The sequence below is a fragment of the Telluria sp. RB2R28 genome (genome assembly GCF_059685835.1).
Window position 1 is genome coordinate 209,474 of the sequence record NZ_JCASIK010000005.1, and the last position, 17,787, is coordinate 227,260.

A 17,787-nucleotide genomic window follows, 5' to 3' on the forward strand; every position below is an offset into this window, starting at 1 on the left:
GAGTGTGCGTACCCCCTTTCCGCTGACAGCCGGCCCCGCAGCCTGTCGATCCCATGCGTGATCCAAACGCATTTCCCATCGACGGCGGGGCGCTCGGCGCTGCGATTCGCGAGCATGACTGGGCCGCCACGCCGCTGGGGCCCATCGAGGATTGGCCCGCTACGCTGCGCACCGGCGCGAGCATCGTGCTCGGTTCGGCGTTTCCCAGTTTTCTGGTCTGGGGCGCCGGGCAAACCCTCCTGTATAACGATTCCTATGCCGAGATCCTGTGCGACAAGCATCCGCGCGCGCTGGGCGGCAGCTTCCAGGCCGCGTGGCCCGAAATCTGGGACGTGCTCGCCCCACTGGTCGAGCGCACGCTTGTGGGCGGCGAGTCGTACAAGATGCACGACCTGCCGCTGGTCATGCAGCGCAAGGGCTACGCCGAGCACACCTGGTTCACGTTTTCGTACGGCCCGGTGCGCGGCGACGACGGCGAGATTCTTGGCCTCTTATGCACCTGCATCGAAACCACCGACACCATCCTCACCCGGCGCCGCCAGGTAGCCGACGAGGCGGTGCTGCGCGAGCACGAAAGCAATTCGCGCATCGATGCCGAGCGGGTGCAGCTGGCGCTGGCTGCCGGCGCCATCATCGGCACCTGGTTCTGGGATTTGCCGACCGACCGGTTCACGGTCGACGAGGCGTTCGCGCGCGCCTTCGGCCTCGACCCGGCGCTCGGGCGCGTCGGCCTGAGCCTGGCCCAGATCGTTGCCACGGTCCATCCCGACGACCAGGCCGGCCTGGCGCAGGCGATCAACACCGTCATCGCGCGCGGCGGCCATTACGCCCACCAGTACCGCGTCAAGCGCACCGATGGGCGCTACTACTGGATCGAGGCCAATGGCCGGGTCGACCTGGCGCCGGACGGCACCGGGCTGCTGTTCCCGGGCGTGCTGATCGACGTCGAGGGCCGGCGCGCGGTCGAGGCTGAACGCGACCAGGCGATCCTCAAGCTGCGCGCCCTCAACGAGCAGCTCGAGCAGAAAGTCATTGCCCAGGCGCTGGCGCGCGGCCGCACCTGGCAGGTCAGCCCTGACATCCTGGGCGTGCTCAATGCCGACGGCTTCGTCGAGACGTCGAACCCGGCCTGGGAAGCCAGCCTGGGCTGGACCGAGGAAGAAATCGCCCGCACGCACTTCATGGAGTTCATCCATCCCGACGATCACGCGCTGACCCGGGCCGTGTGGCGTGATGCACTCGAGCGCAACATCCCGGCGCTGCGATTCGAAAACCGCCACCGCCACAAGGCCGGCGGCTGGCGCTGGCTGTCGTGGGTGGCGGTCCCGGACGACGGCAAGGTGTATTGCTCTGCGCGTGACGTGACCCTCGAAAAAGAAGCCCAGGCCGAACGCGACCGCATGTGGGACACATCGCCCGACCTGTTGCTTACCATTGATGCCAATGGCGTGTTCCGGCGCGTCAATCCGGCCTGGACCCATCTGCTCGGTTACACGCCCGACGAGCTCGTCGGCCATCATGCCACCGAATTCGTCGTGGCCGAGGACCACGCCCCGACCGTCGATGCCAACATCGCCGCGGCCGAAGGGGAGCGGCCGCGCCTGGTCAACCGCTATCGCCACAAGGATGGCTCGACACGCTGGATTTCGTGGGTCGCGGCGCCCGCGGGCAGCGTGACGTATGCGACCGGCCGCGACATCACGGTCGAACGCGAGCGCCAGGCCGAACTCGAGCGGGCCCAGGAGCAGTTGCGCCATTCGCAGAAAATGGAAGCGGTGGGCCAGCTCACCGGCGGCCTGGCGCATGACTTCAACAATCTGCTGGCCGGCATCGCGGGCAGCCTGGACCTGGTCAAGATCCGCATTGCGCAAGACCGCGTGGGCGATGTCGACCGCTACATCGGCGTGGCGCAGGGCGCAACCCGGCGCGCCGCGGCGCTGACCCATCGCCTGCTGGCGTTCTCGCGTCGCCAGACGCTCGCACCGACGGCCATCTGCGTCAACGCGATGGTCGATGGCATGCTCGACATGATCCGGCGCACGGTCGGCCCCGGCGTGCAGGTGGAGCCGCACGCCGAGCGCGCGCTGTGGGCGGCGCTGGTGGACCAGTCGCAGCTCGAAAACGCGCTGCTGAACCTGTGCATCAACGCGCGCGACGCCATGCCGGCCGGCGGCTCGATCACCATTGAAACCGCCAATCGCCAGGTCGACCCCGTTGCCGCCCGCGCGCTCGAACTGCCGCCTGGCGACTACCTGACGCTGTCGGTGTCCGATGCCGGTACCGGCATGGCGCCGGACGTGGTGGCCAAGGCGTTCGACCCGTTCTTCACAACCAAGCCGATCGGGCAGGGCACTGGGCTGGGCCTGTCGATGATCTACGGCTTCGCCAAGCAGTCTGGCGGCCAGGTACACATCGATTCGGCGGTAGGGCGGGGCACCACGGTGAGCATTTACCTGCCGCGCCACCGCGGCCAGGCCGAGGGCATCGATGCCACGGCACCGGTGGCGCTGGCGTCGCCGGACGGCCGCGGCGAGACGATCCTGGTGGTCGACGACGAGCCAAGCGTGCGCATGCTGGTGGTCGATCTGCTCGAAGACCTGGGATACCACGTACTGAACGCCGAAGATGGCGCCGGCGGCCTGACCCTGCTGCAATCGGCCGCGCGCATCGATCTCCTGATCACCGATGTCGGATTGCCCGGGATGAACGGGCGACAGATGGCTGATGCCGCGCGGGTGGGACGGCCTGAATTGAAAGTGCTTTTCATCACCGGCTATGCCGAAACCGCCTTGCTCGACAACGGGCAGCTAGGGCCCGACATGGCGATCCTTACCAAGCCGTTTTCGATCGACATGATGGCGCAGCGGGTGCGGGAGATGGTGGCCCGACGAGCTTGATGTGATCGATGAACCGCATTCTTGCAAGGACTGCAGGTGGGTCAGGTCGGAAATCAGAAAAACCAATATTTATGTATCGCAGCTTCAGTATAAGCGTAGAAATTCTGGTCCTGAAATTGTTGGACTTTTCGTTAATTTCTTAAAAATATTGCGCTAATTGCCCCTGATTTGACTCGAATCAATGTGCGGTAATCTAGAATACCCACGACTTAACACTTGGTTACATCATGACGAATCCTGGGAAACTTCCAAGTGCGCTCCTCGCCGACCAGGCAAGCGTCCCATCGACGTTGGATTTCCCGGTCGTCGGCGTTGGTGCTTCTGCCGGTGGCATGGCAGCCTTGCTCAATATGTTCGAGCACATGCCCGTATCACACGATATGGCCTTCGTGGTAATCCTGCACCTGTCGCCAACGCACCCCAGTTCGGCTGCCGCCATTCTTCAGCGTTCGACACGCATGCCGGTAGTACAAGTTACCGCCAAGGTAAAGATCGAACCAAGCCACATCTATGTCATTGCTCCAAACCATCAACTATCCATGTTCGATGGTTTTTTAGTGGTCAGCGAGCTGGAACGGCCGCGCGGCAAGCATGTCGCCATTGACCTGTTCTTTCGCACGCTGGCGGAGGTGCACCGGGAGCGCGCGATCGCCATTGTATTGTCGGGTACGGGAAGCGATGGCGCCGTGGGGCTGGCCCGTATCAAGGAGAATGGCGGACTTACCCTCGCGCAGGCGCCCGATGATGCCGAGTACGAGGGCATGCCGCTGGCTGCGATCCGTACGAACGCCGTCGATTTCGTCCTCCCGGTGATCGATATTCCGCAAAAGCTCATCGAGTTGTGGGATAACGCCAGGATCATCGAGCTGCCATTGCCGGGCGATGGAGAGGCGCCAATTGCCCTGCTTCCCGGCCCGGTCGAAGCGGCAGTTGCCGAAGAGGCCTTGCAGCAGATTATCGGTCAGCTGTTTACCCACACGGGCCACGATTTTCGGCACTACAAACGTGCCACGGTGCTGCGTCGCATTGAACGGCGCCTGCAGGTGCGCGCCGTGCGTACGCTGCCGGAATACAGCGAAGTCCTCGAGGCCGATCCTGGCGAATTCAAGGCCTTGCTCGATGACATGCTCATTGGGGTGACCAACTTCTTCCGCGACCGTGAAGCCTTCGAAGCACTTGAACGTGATGTCATTCCCGATTTGTTCAAGGACAAAGGTCCAGGGGAGGTCCGCGCGTGGGTAGCGGCCTGTGCCAGTGGGGAGGAAGCCTATTCGCTGGCCATCCTGTTGACCGAACAGGCAGCGCTGAATGACAACGCGCCGCCGTTTCAGGTGTTTGCGTCGGATATTGACGAGCACGCCATCAATACGGCGCGCGCAGGTATTTATCCAGGCGCGATCATCACCGACGTGGCACCGGCGCGACTGCGGCAATATTTCACAAAAGAAGATGAGCGTTACCGTATCCGAAAGTCAGTACGCGACCGGATTTTGTTCGCAGCGCATAATCTCCTGCGCGACCCGCCTTTCTCGCGGCTCGACCTGGTTACTTGCCGCAACCTGCTGATTTACCTGAACCGGGATGTGCAGTCGAAGGTACTGCAAATGTTTCACTTTGCGCTCAAACCCGGCGGGTTCCTGTTTTTGGGCAGTTCTGAATCGGCCGATGCGGTCGCCGATTATTTCATCCCGGTCGACAAGAAAAACCGCATCTACCGCGCGCGTTTTGATATTCCCCAGGTGCAATATCAAAGTCCCGGCAGAGCCGGTTTTGGCGTACGCATGCCGGAAAGTCTCCGCAGCCGGGTACCGCTGAAGCGCGCCTTGTCCTACGGCGCACTGCACCAGCGCGCGCTGGCGCAGATTGCCCCGCCTTCAGCCATCATCGACCGCGACGGCAATATTGTTCATCTGTCCGAGCATGCCGGGCAATTCGTGCGGATGACCGGCGGCGAGCCGTCACGCAGTTTGCTCAATCTGATCCTGCCCGAATTACGTCTCGAATTGCGCTCGGCGCTGTTTCAGGTTACCCAGGGCAATGCGGCGATTACCTGCCGCCCGATTGCGCTGGCCAGCCACTTGGCACCTTACCCGATCGCGATGACGCTGCAACCGTTTCGCGACGAAGAGGCCGAGAACGATTTCGTGCTGGTGTTGTTCAGGCAAGCCGAGGAGACGTCAGGGTCACTGGTCGAAAAGCACCCCAGCGGGAGTCACGATGTGGTGCTGGCCCAGCTCGAGGCTGAACTCCAGCGCAGGCGTGAACAGTTGCAAGAGACGATCGAAAGCTCCGAGGTGTCGACCGAAGAGTTGCGCGCGTCGAACGAAGAGCTGCAGGCCATCAATGAAGAGCTGCGCTCGGCGACCGAAGAACTGGAGACCAGCAAGGAAGAGCTGCAATCCGTCAATGAAGAGTTGGTCACCGTTAATTATGAGCTGAAGGTGAAAGTCGAGGAAACAGGCAAGGCCAACGATGACCTGAACAACCTGATCGCCTCGACTGACATCCCGACCATCTTCGTCGACGGCGGCATGCGCATCAAGCGCTTCACGCCGCGCGCGGCAGATCTGTTTTCGATCATCGCGTCCGACGTCGGTCGTTCGCTGCTCGACCTGACCCATAAACTCGATTACGAGCAATTGCCGGAAGACGTCAATGCGACGTTCGAGACACTGCGCCTGGTAGAACGTGAAGTGCGCAGCAATGAAGGGCGTTGCTACATCGTGCGCTTGCTGCCATACCGGACCAACCAGGATCGGATTGAAGGTGCGGTGATGACGTTCTTCGATGTTACGCTGCGACGTCAGGCCGAAGAGCAGGCGCGCGCCAGCGAAGCGCGCATGCGCCTCGTGGCCGAGAGCGCGGGCGATTACGCCATCATCACGCTCGACGCGGAGGGAAGAGTAACAAGCTGGAGCAGGGGAGCGGAATACGTGTTTGGCTACAGCGCACAAGAAATGGCTCAGCAGACGCTGGAGCGTTTGTTCGTTCCGGAAGACATCGCCAATGGCGTGCCGGCCGACGAGTTGCGGTGCGCACTTCTCGATGGCAGGGCCGAGGACGAACGGTGGCACGTGCGCAAGGATGGCTCGCGTTTCTACTGCAGCGGGGTCACGACGCCGCTGTTTGACGATGCTTTTTACGGCTATGCCAAGATTGCGCGCGACGCGACAGTGCGCGTGCGCCACGAGAACGAACGCGAGCAGGCACTTGGCCGGGAGCAGGTCAGCCGTTCGGAAGCGCAGCAAGACTCAGCCCTGAAAGAAGAGTTCCTGTCGGTGATGGCGCACGAACTGCGTAATCCCTTGAACATGATCAACATCAATGTCGAACTGCTTTCACGGATGCCCGTGGTGCGGGAGGCGCCCGGCTTCCCCCGTATCGCCAAGGGGATTCGCAACGCGGTGACAAGCCAGGCAAAAATCATTGATGATTTGATGGATATGTCGCGCATACGAACAGGCAAGTTGTCTCTGGCGAAAGTGCCCCTTGATATAGGACGTGTCGTCTGCGAACTCATCGACACTGCGCGCGCCGGGGATGCTGCCAGCGAAGTGGCGATCGGTTTCTCCGATAACGGGGAAGGTGCAATGGTACTGGCCGACAAGGTACGCATCGAACAGGTTGTGATGAATTTGCTGAGCAATGCAATGAAATTCACGCCCGCGGGCGGCCATGTCGAGGTGTCGATCGTGCGCGAGGATGCATGGGTACGGCTGGACGTGGTCGACAACGGACAAGGTATCGCGCCGGAATTTTTACCCCATGTATTCGATATGTATGGACAGAGCGGCGCGGTGATACACCGTGCAAATGGCGGCCTCGGTATCGGCCTGGCGCTGGTCTGCGACATCATGAAATTGCATGGCGGTCGTGTCGAAGCATTTTCGGACGGGGTGGGCAAAGGCGCGCGCTTCGGCGTCTGGCTTCCGCTGGCGGCAAGTGCCGAGTCGTCACCACAGCAAGGTCAGCGCAGCATGGACGAGGCCCTCGCAGGGCGGCGCATCCTGGTGATCGACCCTGTGCGTGACATGCTCGACGTGTTCACGTCCCTGCTGGAGGTGAGCGGGGCGACCGTATTTGCCGCTATCAGTGCCGAAGAGGGGCTGCGCATTCTGGGCCAGGAGACTGTCGACCTCTTGATTGCGGACATATCGACAAACACCGCCGACGGTCTTGGCCTCATGCAGCGAGTGCGTGCGCAGGAGCAGTTTGTGACGTTGCCTGCCATCGCCGTGAGCAGCATGCAGCGCGCTGACAATATTGCAGCAGCCATTGCCGCCGGATTTTCAGTACAACTCGGCAAACCGATGTCGGTGGAAGAGCTGAGCGCTACAGTACGTCATTTGCTGCAAGAACATTCCTGATCCGGCAGCGGATGCGTGACGGGGCTGATCGTCGATAACGGTCACGGCCAGTGGGAATGCAGGGAATACCAGGGGATCTTATGAGTGTTGTTGTACGCCAGAATACGCTGATTTCGCAACGTGTGGAGGTCGCATTGGTCTATAGAAGCATGCTCGGGATGGATGAGGCGCTGGCTTACCTGCAACGGGAAAATGTCCCTGAATCGATCGCACTGCGCGTACTGGGAAACGGGCATACACGCAGTCGGGTGGAAACGCCCGCAGGCAGTCCTGTCGCATCCGGCACGCAATTCGAATTTTGCAGACGTCGTAACCAACTGCACGATGCTATCGTTGAAGCGGCGCTGAAAATCGAACGAAAACTCGGCCGAGAATGGGCGCTAGCGCTTCTTCGCAACGAGCAGGTGCCAGACAGTGTTGCCATCCGAATCCTGGCGGTGGGGCCTCGTCAACTACGATGCAAGACCAGGGTCACAACCTGATAAGTCGGCACGTTCTTCATTTTTATTTCAGGACTGTGCTGCTGATCGACGACATGGCACGCGGGCAGCACGGGCAGGGTCAGGCAGCATGGGCAGGGTCACACGGGCAGGGTCACACGGGCAGGGTCAGGTCTGGCATTTGGACACGGCCTCTACATTAGTTCGCCACATCGCTCGCGTCGGGTCACACGGGCAGGGTCAGGTCTGGCATTTGGACACGGCCTCTACATTAGTTCGCCACATCGCTCGCGTCGAATCTCACGGCTGCCGTTCCTCACCATGGCTACTGATGTGATCGTGTCCGAATGTCAGACCTGACCCCGGCTTTCTGACCCGCACGGGCAGGGTCCACGGGCAGCGTCAGGTCTGGCATTCGGACACGGCCTCTACATTAGTTCGTCACATCCCTCGCGTCGAATCTCACGGCTGCCGTTCCGCACCATGGCTACTGATGTGATCGTGTCCGAATGTCAGACCTGACCCCGGCTTTTGCGTTAGTGTCCGCGCCGCTGTACCAGTGCGGTACCTGCTCCATGGCGCTTGCTTTCGGTGACCGCGGTTACGGTGCCATCCGGGTTGAACACCAGCGCATTGGCCGCGCCGATTTCTTCCGGTGGTGATTCCCAGCGCTGGCCGAAGCGGGCCAGCGCCGTTGCCTGCGCGCTGCCTGCAAAGCCAGGCTCGACCGAGGTGGCCGGCGCATTGCGCTGGCTGATGCGCGGTGCGTCGAGTGCCTGGTTCATCGGCATGTTGAAGTCGACGTGGTTGACGATTGTTTGCAGCACGGTCGTGATGATGGTCGCGCCGCCCGGGCTGCCCACCGAAAATGCCGGCTTGCCATCCTTGAGCGCAATCGTCGGCGCCATGCTGGAGCGGGGCCGCTTGCCGGCTTCGGGCACGTTCGGGTGCGGGCCGGCGAAGTCGAAGTCGGTCATCTCGTTATTGAGCAGGAAGCCGTAGCCCGGCACGACGATCCCGCTGCCGCCCCACGATTCGATCGTGAACGTGTACGCGACCACGTTGCCATCTTTGTCCGACACTGTCAGGTGCGTCGTGTGCAGGCTCTCCGGTGGAGGCCGGATGCTGGCGCGCACCGGTGGCAGCAGCGGCACGCTGGGATCATTCTGGAATGCATACGGATTGCCTGCCGCCACCGCCCCCGGCGCGGCCTTCTGCAGCGAGATCAGCGCGCGGCGCGTGGCGGCGAAGTCCTTCGACAGGAAGCCGGCCAGCGGTGCGTCGATGTATTCGGGATCGGCCAGATATGCGTTGCGGTCGGCGAATGCGAAGCGACTCGCTTCGATGTACAGGTGCTCGGCCTGCGCGCGCGGCAGGGCTTTCAGGTCGTAGCCTTCGAGGATGTTGAGTGCATGCGCGACCGTCGCGCCGCCACTGCTGGGCAGCGGCATGCCATACAGCTCATAGCCCCGGTAGGTGCTGCGCAGGGCGGGGCGGATACGCGCCTCGTAGTTGGCCAGGTCGGCCAGCGTCATCGTGCCGGCGCGCACATTGACGCCCCTGGCCACGGGCGGGCGGTTGACGGTGTCGACGATCGCGCGCGCCATCGGGCCTTCATAGAATGCCTTGACGCCGCCCGACGCGATGGCGCGGTAGGCCCGTGCCATGTCCGGATTGCGCAGCAGCGTGCCGGTGGGGATGGCCTTGCCGTCGTGCAGGTACAGCGCGCTGGTCGGCGTGAACTGGCGAAATTTGGCCAGGTTCTGGTCGACCAGGCCATTGAACGTGGCGTTGACCCGGAAGCCCGTGTCGGCCACCGCGATGGCCGGCGCCAGCACCTGCGCGAAGCGCATGCTGCCGTAGCGTTCGAGCGCCTCGTGCCAGCCGCGTACCGTGCCCGGCACGCCCACTGCCGCGCCGCTGGCGACAGCTGTCTCGAAGTCAACCGGCTTGCCATCGCGCTCGAACAGCGTGGGGCCGGCCTTGGCTGGCGCGGTCTCGCGGTGGTCGATCGTGATCACCCGTTTGTCCCTGGCCAGATAGATGACCATGAAACCGCCACCACCGATGCCGCAGCTGAACGGATCGGTCACGCCCAGCGTGGCAGCCGCGGCAACGGCTGCATCGACCGCATTGCCGCCGTTGTTCAGGATGGTCAGCGCGGCTTGCGAAGCCTGCGCGCTGATGGTGGCGACGGCGCCACCGTGACCGGTGGCAACGGGCGCGCCGGTAGCCGGGGCGACGACGATCGACAGGACCAGCCCGCAGGCCAGTGCGGCATTAACCGGCGAGCGGGCCGGCACGATTACGTACCGTACATATTGAGCACCACCGGATACGACGCCGGCTTCGCCTCGATCATGCCGCGCGCCGGCGGCTCGAACGATCGGTCGAGCTCGACGCGCGCGCCGCGCAAGGCCGGGGACGTGAAGCCCGGTTTGCCCGGCACCAGCCAGAATGCCTGCGCGACGTTCTGGATGCGCAGCGTGAAGCGGTAGGCGACACGCCCGGCCACGATGCAGCGTGCATTGTCCGGGCAGCGGGTGTCGTCGGCGCCTTCATACGTCAGGCTCAGGCGCTGCTCGGGCGCCAGCAGCAGGCTCTGGCTTTCGCTGAGGTTGTATTGCGCGTCCGGCAGGCGCTCGGGCGCGGCGCAGCCGGATAACAGGCCAGCGCCGAGGCAGACGGCGGCGGTGCAGAAGACGCGGGCCGGACGGAAGATCGAGGGGCGCATGGTGTCATCCAGTGTTTGGCAGGGAAAACCCATGATAGCAAAAGCGCAAGCGCAGCGGCGCGGCATGATGCGCCCGGGCGTCATGAACACGGCGATTGTGAAGTCATAAACAGGTCATATTCGCAGGCTATTCTTTGTCCCGTAGTGCAAAACATATCCCTCAACTAAGGAATAACAATGTTCAAAAAGATCCTCGCCGGCGCCGCTGCCGCACTCGTGATGACGACCTCGTTTGCCGCCGACATGACCGGTGCAGGCGCTACCTTCCCGTACCCGATCTACGCCAAGTGGGCCGAGGGTTACAAGGCAGCGACCGGCAATGGCCTGAACTACCAGTCGGTGGGTTCGGGCGCCGGTATCAAGCAAATCAAGGCCAAGACCGTCGACTTCGGCGCGTCGGACATGCCACTCAAGGCAGATGAACTGGACAAGGAAGGCCTGATGCAGTTCCCGGCCATCATGGGCGGCGTGGTTGCCGTGGTCAACGTCGACGGCGTGACCCCAGGCCAGCTGAAGATGACCGGTCCGGTGCTGGCCGACATCTACATGGGCAAGATCACCAAGTGGAACGCTGCGCCAATCGCCGCGCTGAACCCGGGCGTCAAGCTGCCGGATACCGACATCACCGTCGTGCACCGCGCCGACAGCTCGGGCACCTCGTTCCTGTGGACCGACTTCCTGGCGAAAACCAGCCCGGCCTGGAAAGAAAGCATCGGCTCGGGCACCACCGTGAAGTGGGCCGTGGGCGTGGGCGGCAAGGGCAACGAAGGCGTCGCCGCCAACGTGCAGCGTATCAAGGGTTCGATCGGCTACGTCGAGTGGGCTTACGCGAAAAAGAACAAGCTGGCGCATACCCAGCTGCGCAATAAAGAAGGCGTCGACCTGCAGCCAAGCGACGACGTGTTCAAGGCAGCTGCCGCGAACGCCGAGTGGACCAAGACCCCAGGCTTCGGCGTGGTCCTGACCGACGGCGCTGGCAAGCAAAGCTGGCCGATCACTGGCGTGTCGTACATCCTGATGCACAAGGCACAGGCTGATGCCAACAAGGGCAAGGAAGTCGTCAAGTTCTTCGACTGGGCCTTCAAGAATGGCGCACCTGCAGCGGCTGAACTGGACTACGTCCCGATGCCAGCGAGCGTCGTCAAGCAAGTGCAGGATGCCTGGAAAGCCAACCTGAAAGACGCTTCCGGCAAAGCGATCATGTAATCAGGCAGGTGAAGTAACCATCCGGCAGCTTGACTGCCGGATTTTTTTATCAGCACATCCAACCTCGGCATCTCACAGACTGGGTATCCCATGACAATGGCGAACACGATCGTCCTGGTGATTGACGACAAGCCGGCCATCGCCGAACTGCTCAAATTTTCACTGCACGAGGACGAGTGGGTCTGGCACAATGTGCCGAGCCTGGCGCAAGCCTGGGACTTCATCGGGCGCGAACGGCCCGAACTCCTGCTGCAGGAATCGATGCTGCGCAACGAAGGCGGCATGCGCCTGCTGGCCCGCCTGCGCGGCGACCGGCGCCTGCGCGAACAGCCTGTCATCCTGCTGGCGGCCGAATGTGCCGAAGGCGAGCGTCCGTCTGCATTGCCGGCAGCGGTCGCGCATCCCGAATTCATCCCGCAGGCGCCGATCGGCGAGGCGCGCGAACTGTCGCCCGAATCGCGGGTGCTGCGTTCGGGCCGCCTGGTGCTCGATCCGCTCAGCTGCAGCGTCAGGGTCGGCAACACCCGCGTCGAAGTACGCCACGCCGAATATCGCCTGCTGCGTTTTTTGCTGTGCCACCCGGGCCAGGTCTTCTCGCGCTCGCAATTACTCGAACAGCTCTGGGATGCGCACCAGTCGCTCGACCAGCGTACCGTCGACGTGCACGTGCTGCGCCTGCGCAAGGCGCTGGGCCGCGCGAAATCGCTGATCAAGACCGTGCGTGGCGCCGGTTACATGCTGGCGCCGACCTGACATGCAGTGTTTGCCGGCAGCATGAGCCACCACCCCCGTATCGCCCCTTCCATCACGCCCCACCGCAGCAAGCGCTACCTGGTGCTGGCATGGCCGCTGCTTGCGCTGTTGCTCTGCATGGCGCTGTGGGGCGCGACCCTGGTACGGGTGGACGCCGAACAGGATCGCGTTGCCGGCCAGATCCGCAAGGACGCCGCCGCCTACGCCGAAGCCTACGAGCAGTACATCACGCGCTCGGTTGCGCAGATGGACCAGATCACGATGCAGCTCAAGTTCAGCTGGGAGAATTCGCGCAAGCCGGAACTCCTGCCTGACATGCGGCGCGACGGCATGTTTACGGACAGTGCCTTCCACGTGGTCGCCGTGCTCGACCGGCGCGGCATCGTGCGTTCCAGCACGCGCCCCAGCCTGGTTGGCGCAAACCTGGCGGACGGTCCGTATTTTTCGCGCGACCGCGACAACAATTCGACGGCGCTGCGGTTGGGCACCACGCCGGTGCAGTTCGGCGCGGCCGACGACGTGGTGCTGTTTACGCGCCGCCTCGACGACCATGAGGACGAGTTCGACGGCGTGATCATGATGGCGGTCGATGCGCGCTACTTCACGTCGTTCGTCAGCCCGGCCACGCTTGGCGCCGGCGGCATCGTCGCGCTGGCCGGGAGCGAAGGGCGCCTGCGCGTCGAACAGCGCAGCGACGGCGCCGCGTTCTTCGACACGGCCACGCTGCCGCGCCGCGGCGCCGCCTGGTCGGGCGAGCAGGGCGTGCGCGAGGTCGATGGGGCGAATGGCTTTGCCGACGGCCAGTCGCGCGTGCTGGGCTGGCGCCAGTCGCCGGTCTATCCGCTGGTCGCGCTGGTCGGCCTGCCACGCGCCGATACGCTGGCCGCAACCAATACCTACTGGACCGACAGCCGCGACCGCGCCATCGCCGCTACGCTGTGCCTGATGCTGCTGGGTGCGGTCGGCGCCGTGCTGGCGCAGCGCGCGCTGCAGCGCGGCGCCGAACAGGACGACGTGCGGCGCGCCTACCGCACCGCCACCGAGAGTGGCAACGACGGCTTTTACATGGCGGCCGCCGTGCGCGGGCGCGATGGGCAGATCGTCGACTTCCGCATCGTCGACTGCAACGAGCGGGGCGCCTTCTTCTATGGCATGACGCGCGACGACCTGGTCGGCGCGAGCCTGGCCGAGATCGACGCCGGCCTGTTCGGCGAAGACTTGCTGGCCACCTACCGCAAGGCAATGGAGACGGGCTTCCATGAGGACGACCGCATGATGCCGAGCGACAATCGCCTGAACATCAGCTGGGGCCGGCGGCGCCTGGTGCGGGTCGGTCACGGCCTGGCCGTTACGCTGCAGGACATCAGCGAACGCAAGGCCCACGAGTCGCAGCTCGAGCGCCTGGCCAACGTGGATTCGCTGACCGGCCTGTCCACCCGCCACGCGTTGTTGGAACGCATGCCGGCGATGCTGGCGCAGGCGCACACCGCCGACATGGGGGCGGCGCTGCTGTTCATCGACCTGGACGAATTCAAGCACATCAACGATTCGCATGGCCACGCCACCGGAGACGGGGTGCTCAAGTGCGCGGCCCAGCGCCTGCTGTCGCTGCTGCGGCCGTCGGACCAGGTGGCCCGCTTTGGCGGCGACGAATTCGTCGTCCTGCTCACGCCCTGCGATGGCGAGCGCCAGGCCGCGTCGGTCGCGGCGCGCATCGTCGAGGCGTTCGGGGTGCCGTTCCTGCTGGGCGACGAGCTGCACGCGGTGGGCGCATCGATCGGCATCAGCATGTACCCGCGCGACGGCGCCGATGCCGAGACGCTGGTGCGCCACAGCGATATCGCCATGTATGTCGGCAAGAACGACGGCAAGGGCCAGTACCGCTTCTTCGATCCGTCGCTGTCGACGACGCTCAATTCACGCGCGCGCCTCAAGCAGCACATCCTCGAGGCGCTCGAGGGCGACCAGTTCGTGCTGCACTACCAGCCGCGCGTCGATGCCCGCAGCGGCGAGTTGCTGAGCATGGAGGCGCTGGTGCGCTGGCACCATCCGACGCTGGGCATCGTGGCGCCGGGCGACTTCATTCCGCTGGCCGAATCGACTGGCCTCATCGTGCGCATCGGCGAAGCCGTGATCGACAAGGCGTGCGCACAACTGGCCGCTTGGCGCGAAGCCGGCGTGGCGCTGGTGCCCGTGTCGATCAATGTCTCGCCCAAGCAGTTCTTGCGCGGCGGCGTGCAGCGGCAGTTGCGCGCGGCGATGACGCATCACCGCGTGCCGGCCAGCCTGATCGAAGTGGAAATCACCGAGTCGGCGATGATGGGCGACCAGGACGACATCCTGGCCGAACTGGCGGCGCTGCGTGCGCTGGGCGTGAAGCTGCACGTGGACGACTTCGGCACGGGCTACTCGTCGCTGTCGCAATTGCAGCGCCTGAAGATGGACGTGCTGAAGGTCGACCGCGCGTTCACGAACGAGCTGGCCAGGTCGAAAGAGGGCAAGGTGTTCTTCCAGGCGATCGTGTCGATGGCGCACGCGCTGGGGATGTCGGTCGTGGCCGAGGGCGTGGAAACCGCCGAGCAGCTGGCCATCCTGCGCGGCCTGGAATGCAATGAAGTGCAGGGTTACTTCATCGCGCGCCCGATGCCGGCGCACGAGATGGCGGTGCTGATGGCGCAGCGTTACCTGCTGGAGATAGCAGCGGCTTGAGATAGCAGCGGCGGCGTGAGCGAGGGAGCAGGGAAGTTCCGTACTGACGATTGAGCGGCATTGGTCTGGCGATGCAAGGTGGGCATAGAGTGGCTGCACCGGACATGCCCGGTGTGAAAGGATCCCATGCCGAACCTTCAGGATGTCGCCGACCAGATCAACGCGCGACTCGACCAGATCTCGACCAACACTGCCAGCACGGCGGGTAACACGGCCGACATCCGCAATGAACTGGTGCAGACCAACAGCCGCCTGCTGCAAATCGACGCCACGCTGGTGAACGGTTTCGCCAATTTGTCACAGGGTTTGTTCGCGCTGATCCAGGTACAGATCATTGCCGCCGGCCTGCTCGACCACAACCGCAAGCAGAACGACACGATCATCTGCGAGCTGGCCAACAGCAACACGCTGCTGTGCAGCATCCTGCGCAAGCTGGCCCGGCAACTACGCAGCAGCGAGGCGGCCCAGGCATCGCTGGCGCGCATCGAAGGCATCAGCGAGCGCGTCCATGCGCCCGAAGCCGGCGATGTCGACCGTCAGCGCGAACTGCGCGAACAGGTTCAGGCCTGTTGTCCGCCCGAACCCGCGCCGCAAGAGCCTTGCCCCGACATGTGCCCGCCACCGGTGTACCGCGACCGTCAGCCGACGGGGCAGGACTGGAAGCCGCTGCCGCCGCCGCAACGGCCGATCGGGTAGCCGTCATGGCCACGTTCATCCTGCAGGATGCGACCGGTATCGGGTCAGACGATCTCAATCCGGCGCAGGGCTTCATCGACATGACGATTATCGCCAACGATACCGGTCTCGGCATGGCCGATCCGGCAGCGGGCAGGCAGCGCATGACCTACACCCGGACCGGCAACAGCCCGCCCCAGCTGCGTCTGGACGCCATGATCAACACGGTGTTCTCGCCAAATTATGGCAGCGGCGCGAACAATGTCGACACGATCGTCATCGCCGGCCTGAAGACACTGGTGCTCGACGATGGCTCGTCGATGGCCAACAACGGCACTGCGTTGCCGCCCAGGTCGAGCGGCCTGCCCGGCGCCAGCCTCAACCCCACCGAGCAATGCCTCGTCATTTACGATACGCAGCTGACCATCTGCGTGGCCAGAGAAGGTTCGGGCGGCTCGCTTGATTTGCCAATATCCCCGCCGGTAGCGCTGTATCACGAGTTCTCTCATGCCTTTCGGATCGTCAACAATACGCTGCAGGCCGTGACGGGCATCTGCGACCCGTCGGCGCCCGAAGAACGCGCTGCCATCATCGACGAGAATGACCTGCGTACTGACCTGGCCAGCCGGCAGGGCGCGGCTGCTACGCTGCGCGACCCCGGCAATCATTGCGGCAGGATCGATTCGGACTGCGAAAGCTGCTGCATCATCGCCACGCTGGTGTCCAGGTCGCCCGGTTCGCGGCAAGTGCAGATGCTGCGCTGCGCGCGCGACCACTTCGTGCGCGGGACCGAGGTCGGGCATGCGTTCTTCGATCATTTTTTCCACGACTATTACGCGTTTTCACCACAGGCCTGCACACTCATGGCCGGCGACCAGTCGCTGCGACGTCAGCTGCTCGAGGGCTTCGTCGAGCCTTTGCTCGACTTCTGGAACGTCATGGTCGAGCGGGGCCGTCGCGTAATGAGCAGCACGCAATTGGGCGCTGCATTCATTGCGCTGCACCCCGATCGTGGTCACGCCGAGCTGCGCCACGCTGCTTTGCTTCGTACCAGCGCCTATTGGGAAAGCGGGGACGGGCAGTCTACCGAGGCGCCGGCGCGGTTGATGGCGTTGCTGCGCGAACGTGCCTGGCCCAGCCCCTACATGCAGTGGGCGCTGGTCGCGCCAGTCAGGCTGATGCACTCGCTGCTGACCCGGTACCTGGCCGGCGCCGACGCCCAGTCCATTGGCCGCACGTTCAGCGAGGCGCTCGATGCATGGGCGCCCGAGGTGCCGATCAGCACATTGTGGGCCGCGCTGCCAGCTGCGCAGGTGCGCCGCGAGTTGGCGTTCTGCGAGCGCGCACTGCTGCAGACAACAAAGAGTAAAACCCGCTTCCGGCAGCGATTGGGCGAGCGGTTTCCCGATATCACGGCCGTCGCTGGTGTGCTGGGCCGATTGTAGACAATGGCCAAGGAGGCTACATGGCAGGCGACGACAGCAACCCCGACGACCTGACTGCATTCATCCAGTCGGTGGCGCCGTTGGATACACGCCTCGAGGTCGTCGTGCGGTTGCAGAACAAGGCAACACGGGCGCTGCATTATGTGGCCGACGTGCGCGCAACACGCTACGACGCAGCCACGCGCACCCTGACGTTGTCGCTGTCCGATGAAGGCCGGGAAGTCATTCTTGGCCTGGCGGGCAAGTTGCCCCGGTTCCGGCATGTCGACCCGGGCAGCGAAGCCGAGATCCACCTGAGCGTCCCCGACAAGATCGTCAAGTTGTCGCGCTCTGTGGGGTCTGCCGAATCCGGCGAGCTGGCGTTCGAGACGCAGCAACTGTCTGACGTGCGTGAAGTCGTGGTCGAAGTGGCGTGGGCCGACGTGCCGTACTACCAGGACACGCGCGCCAGCGCGCTGCAAGATGGGCGCCTGCCGGCTGCCCGGTGGGAGCAGCACAAGGCGCGTGCGACGAAGCGCCAGGACGGGCAGCGCACGCCCGGATCATGAGGCAAGGCGCGCC

At 63.9% G+C, this 17,787-nt stretch carries 11 protein-coding genes; 9 read left to right on the plus strand and 2 right to left on the minus strand.

Going from position 1 to position 17,787, the window contains the following annotated elements:
* Nucleotides 1-53 precede the first annotated feature (53 nt).
* The 3 genes from AC56LV_RS19210 to AC56LV_RS19220 all read left to right on the plus strand — a co-directional run bounded on the left by AC56LV_RS19210 (nt 54) and on the right by AC56LV_RS19220 (nt 7,746).
* Complete coding sequence (locus tag AC56LV_RS19210; protein WP_499560001.1) at nt 54-2,897, plus strand: PAS domain-containing protein; 2,844 nt, start codon at nt 54-56, stop codon at nt 2,895-2,897.
* A gap of 227 nt (nt 2,898-3,124) precedes the next feature.
* Nucleotides 3,125-7,264, plus strand: coding sequence for a CheR family methyltransferase (locus AC56LV_RS19215; RefSeq protein ID WP_499560003.1), 4,140 nt, complete (start codon nt 3,125-3,127; stop codon nt 7,262-7,264).
* An 80-nt stretch (nt 7,265-7,344) separates the two neighbouring features.
* On the plus strand, nt 7,345-7,746 hold the full coding sequence (locus AC56LV_RS19220) for a hypothetical protein (RefSeq protein WP_499560005.1): 402 nt from the start codon (nt 7,345-7,347) through the stop codon (nt 7,744-7,746).
* A 494-nt stretch (nt 7,747-8,240) separates the two neighbouring features.
* Here the strand turns inward: AC56LV_RS19220 and ggt are convergent, their stop codons facing one another.
* The gene (gene ggt / locus AC56LV_RS19225) at nt 8,241-10,007 is read right to left on the minus strand and encodes a gamma-glutamyltransferase (protein WP_499560007.1); all 1,767 of its coding nucleotides are present in this window, start codon (nt 10,005-10,007) and stop codon (nt 8,241-8,243) included.
* A 2-nt stretch (nt 10,008-10,009) separates the two neighbouring features.
* Entirely contained in the window at nt 10,010-10,438 is a 429-nt protein-coding gene (locus tag AC56LV_RS19230) for a hypothetical protein (RefSeq protein WP_183557095.1), read from the minus strand.
* Nucleotides 10,439-10,615: 177 nt separating this feature from the next.
* Here AC56LV_RS19230 and pstS point away from each other — a divergent pair, with 177 nt between their 5' ends.
* The 6 genes from pstS to AC56LV_RS19260 all read left to right on the plus strand — a co-directional run bounded on the left by pstS (nt 10,616) and on the right by AC56LV_RS19260 (nt 17,774).
* Entirely contained in the window at nt 10,616-11,644 is a 1,029-nt protein-coding gene (gene pstS, locus AC56LV_RS19235; RefSeq protein WP_499560008.1) for a phosphate ABC transporter substrate-binding protein PstS, read from the plus strand.
* A 90-nt stretch (nt 11,645-11,734) separates the two neighbouring features.
* Nucleotides 11,735-12,397 carry a winged helix-turn-helix transcriptional regulator gene (locus AC56LV_RS19240; protein ID WP_499560010.1) on the plus strand — a complete coding sequence of 221 codons (663 nt, stop codon included), beginning with the start codon at nt 11,735-11,737 and terminating at the stop codon, nt 12,395-12,397.
* Between the two features lie 21 nt (nt 12,398-12,418).
* Nucleotides 12,419-15,106: a bifunctional diguanylate cyclase/phosphodiesterase gene (locus AC56LV_RS19245; protein ID WP_499560012.1), complete on the plus strand. Its 2,688-nt coding sequence runs from the start codon at nt 12,419-12,421 to the stop codon at nt 15,104-15,106.
* A 126-nt stretch (nt 15,107-15,232) separates the two neighbouring features.
* Nucleotides 15,233-15,802, plus strand: a complete 570-nt coding sequence (locus tag AC56LV_RS19250) for a hypothetical protein (RefSeq protein ID WP_499560014.1) — start codon at nt 15,233-15,235, stop codon at nt 15,800-15,802.
* Between the two features lie 5 nt (nt 15,803-15,807).
* A complete protein-coding gene (locus AC56LV_RS19255; protein WP_499560016.1) occupies nt 15,808-17,226 on the plus strand; it encodes a hypothetical protein in 1,419 nt (472 codons plus the stop codon).
* Between the two features lie 20 nt (nt 17,227-17,246).
* Nucleotides 17,247-17,774: a hypothetical protein gene (locus AC56LV_RS19260; RefSeq protein WP_499560018.1), complete on the plus strand. Its 528-nt coding sequence runs from the start codon at nt 17,247-17,249 to the stop codon at nt 17,772-17,774.
* The last annotated feature ends 13 nt before the right edge of the window (nt 17,775-17,787 follow it).

Coding starts and splice junctions, on each gene's coding strand:
- AC56LV_RS19210 (WP_499560001.1), top strand. CDS start 54: ATGCGTGATCCAAACGCATTTCCCATCGACGGCGGGGCGCTCGGCGCT.
- AC56LV_RS19215 (WP_499560003.1), top strand. CDS start 3,125: ATGACGAATCCTGGGAAACTTCCAAGTGCGCTCCTCGCCGACCAGGCA.
- AC56LV_RS19220 (WP_499560005.1), top strand. CDS start 7,345: ATGAGTGTTGTTGTACGCCAGAATACGCTGATTTCGCAACGTGTGGAG.
- AC56LV_RS19230 (WP_183557095.1), bottom strand. CDS start 10,438: ATGCGCCCCTCGATCTTCCGTCCGGCCCGCGTCTTCTGCACCGCCGCC.
- pstS (WP_499560008.1), top strand. CDS start 10,616: ATGTTCAAAAAGATCCTCGCCGGCGCCGCTGCCGCACTCGTGATGACG.
- AC56LV_RS19240 (WP_499560010.1), top strand. CDS start 11,735: ATGACAATGGCGAACACGATCGTCCTGGTGATTGACGACAAGCCGGCC.
- AC56LV_RS19245 (WP_499560012.1), top strand. CDS start 12,419: ATGAGCCACCACCCCCGTATCGCCCCTTCCATCACGCCCCACCGCAGC.
- AC56LV_RS19250 (WP_499560014.1), top strand. CDS start 15,233: ATGCCGAACCTTCAGGATGTCGCCGACCAGATCAACGCGCGACTCGAC.
- AC56LV_RS19255 (WP_499560016.1), top strand. CDS start 15,808: ATGGCCACGTTCATCCTGCAGGATGCGACCGGTATCGGGTCAGACGAT.
- AC56LV_RS19260 (WP_499560018.1), top strand. CDS start 17,247: ATGGCAGGCGACGACAGCAACCCCGACGACCTGACTGCATTCATCCAG.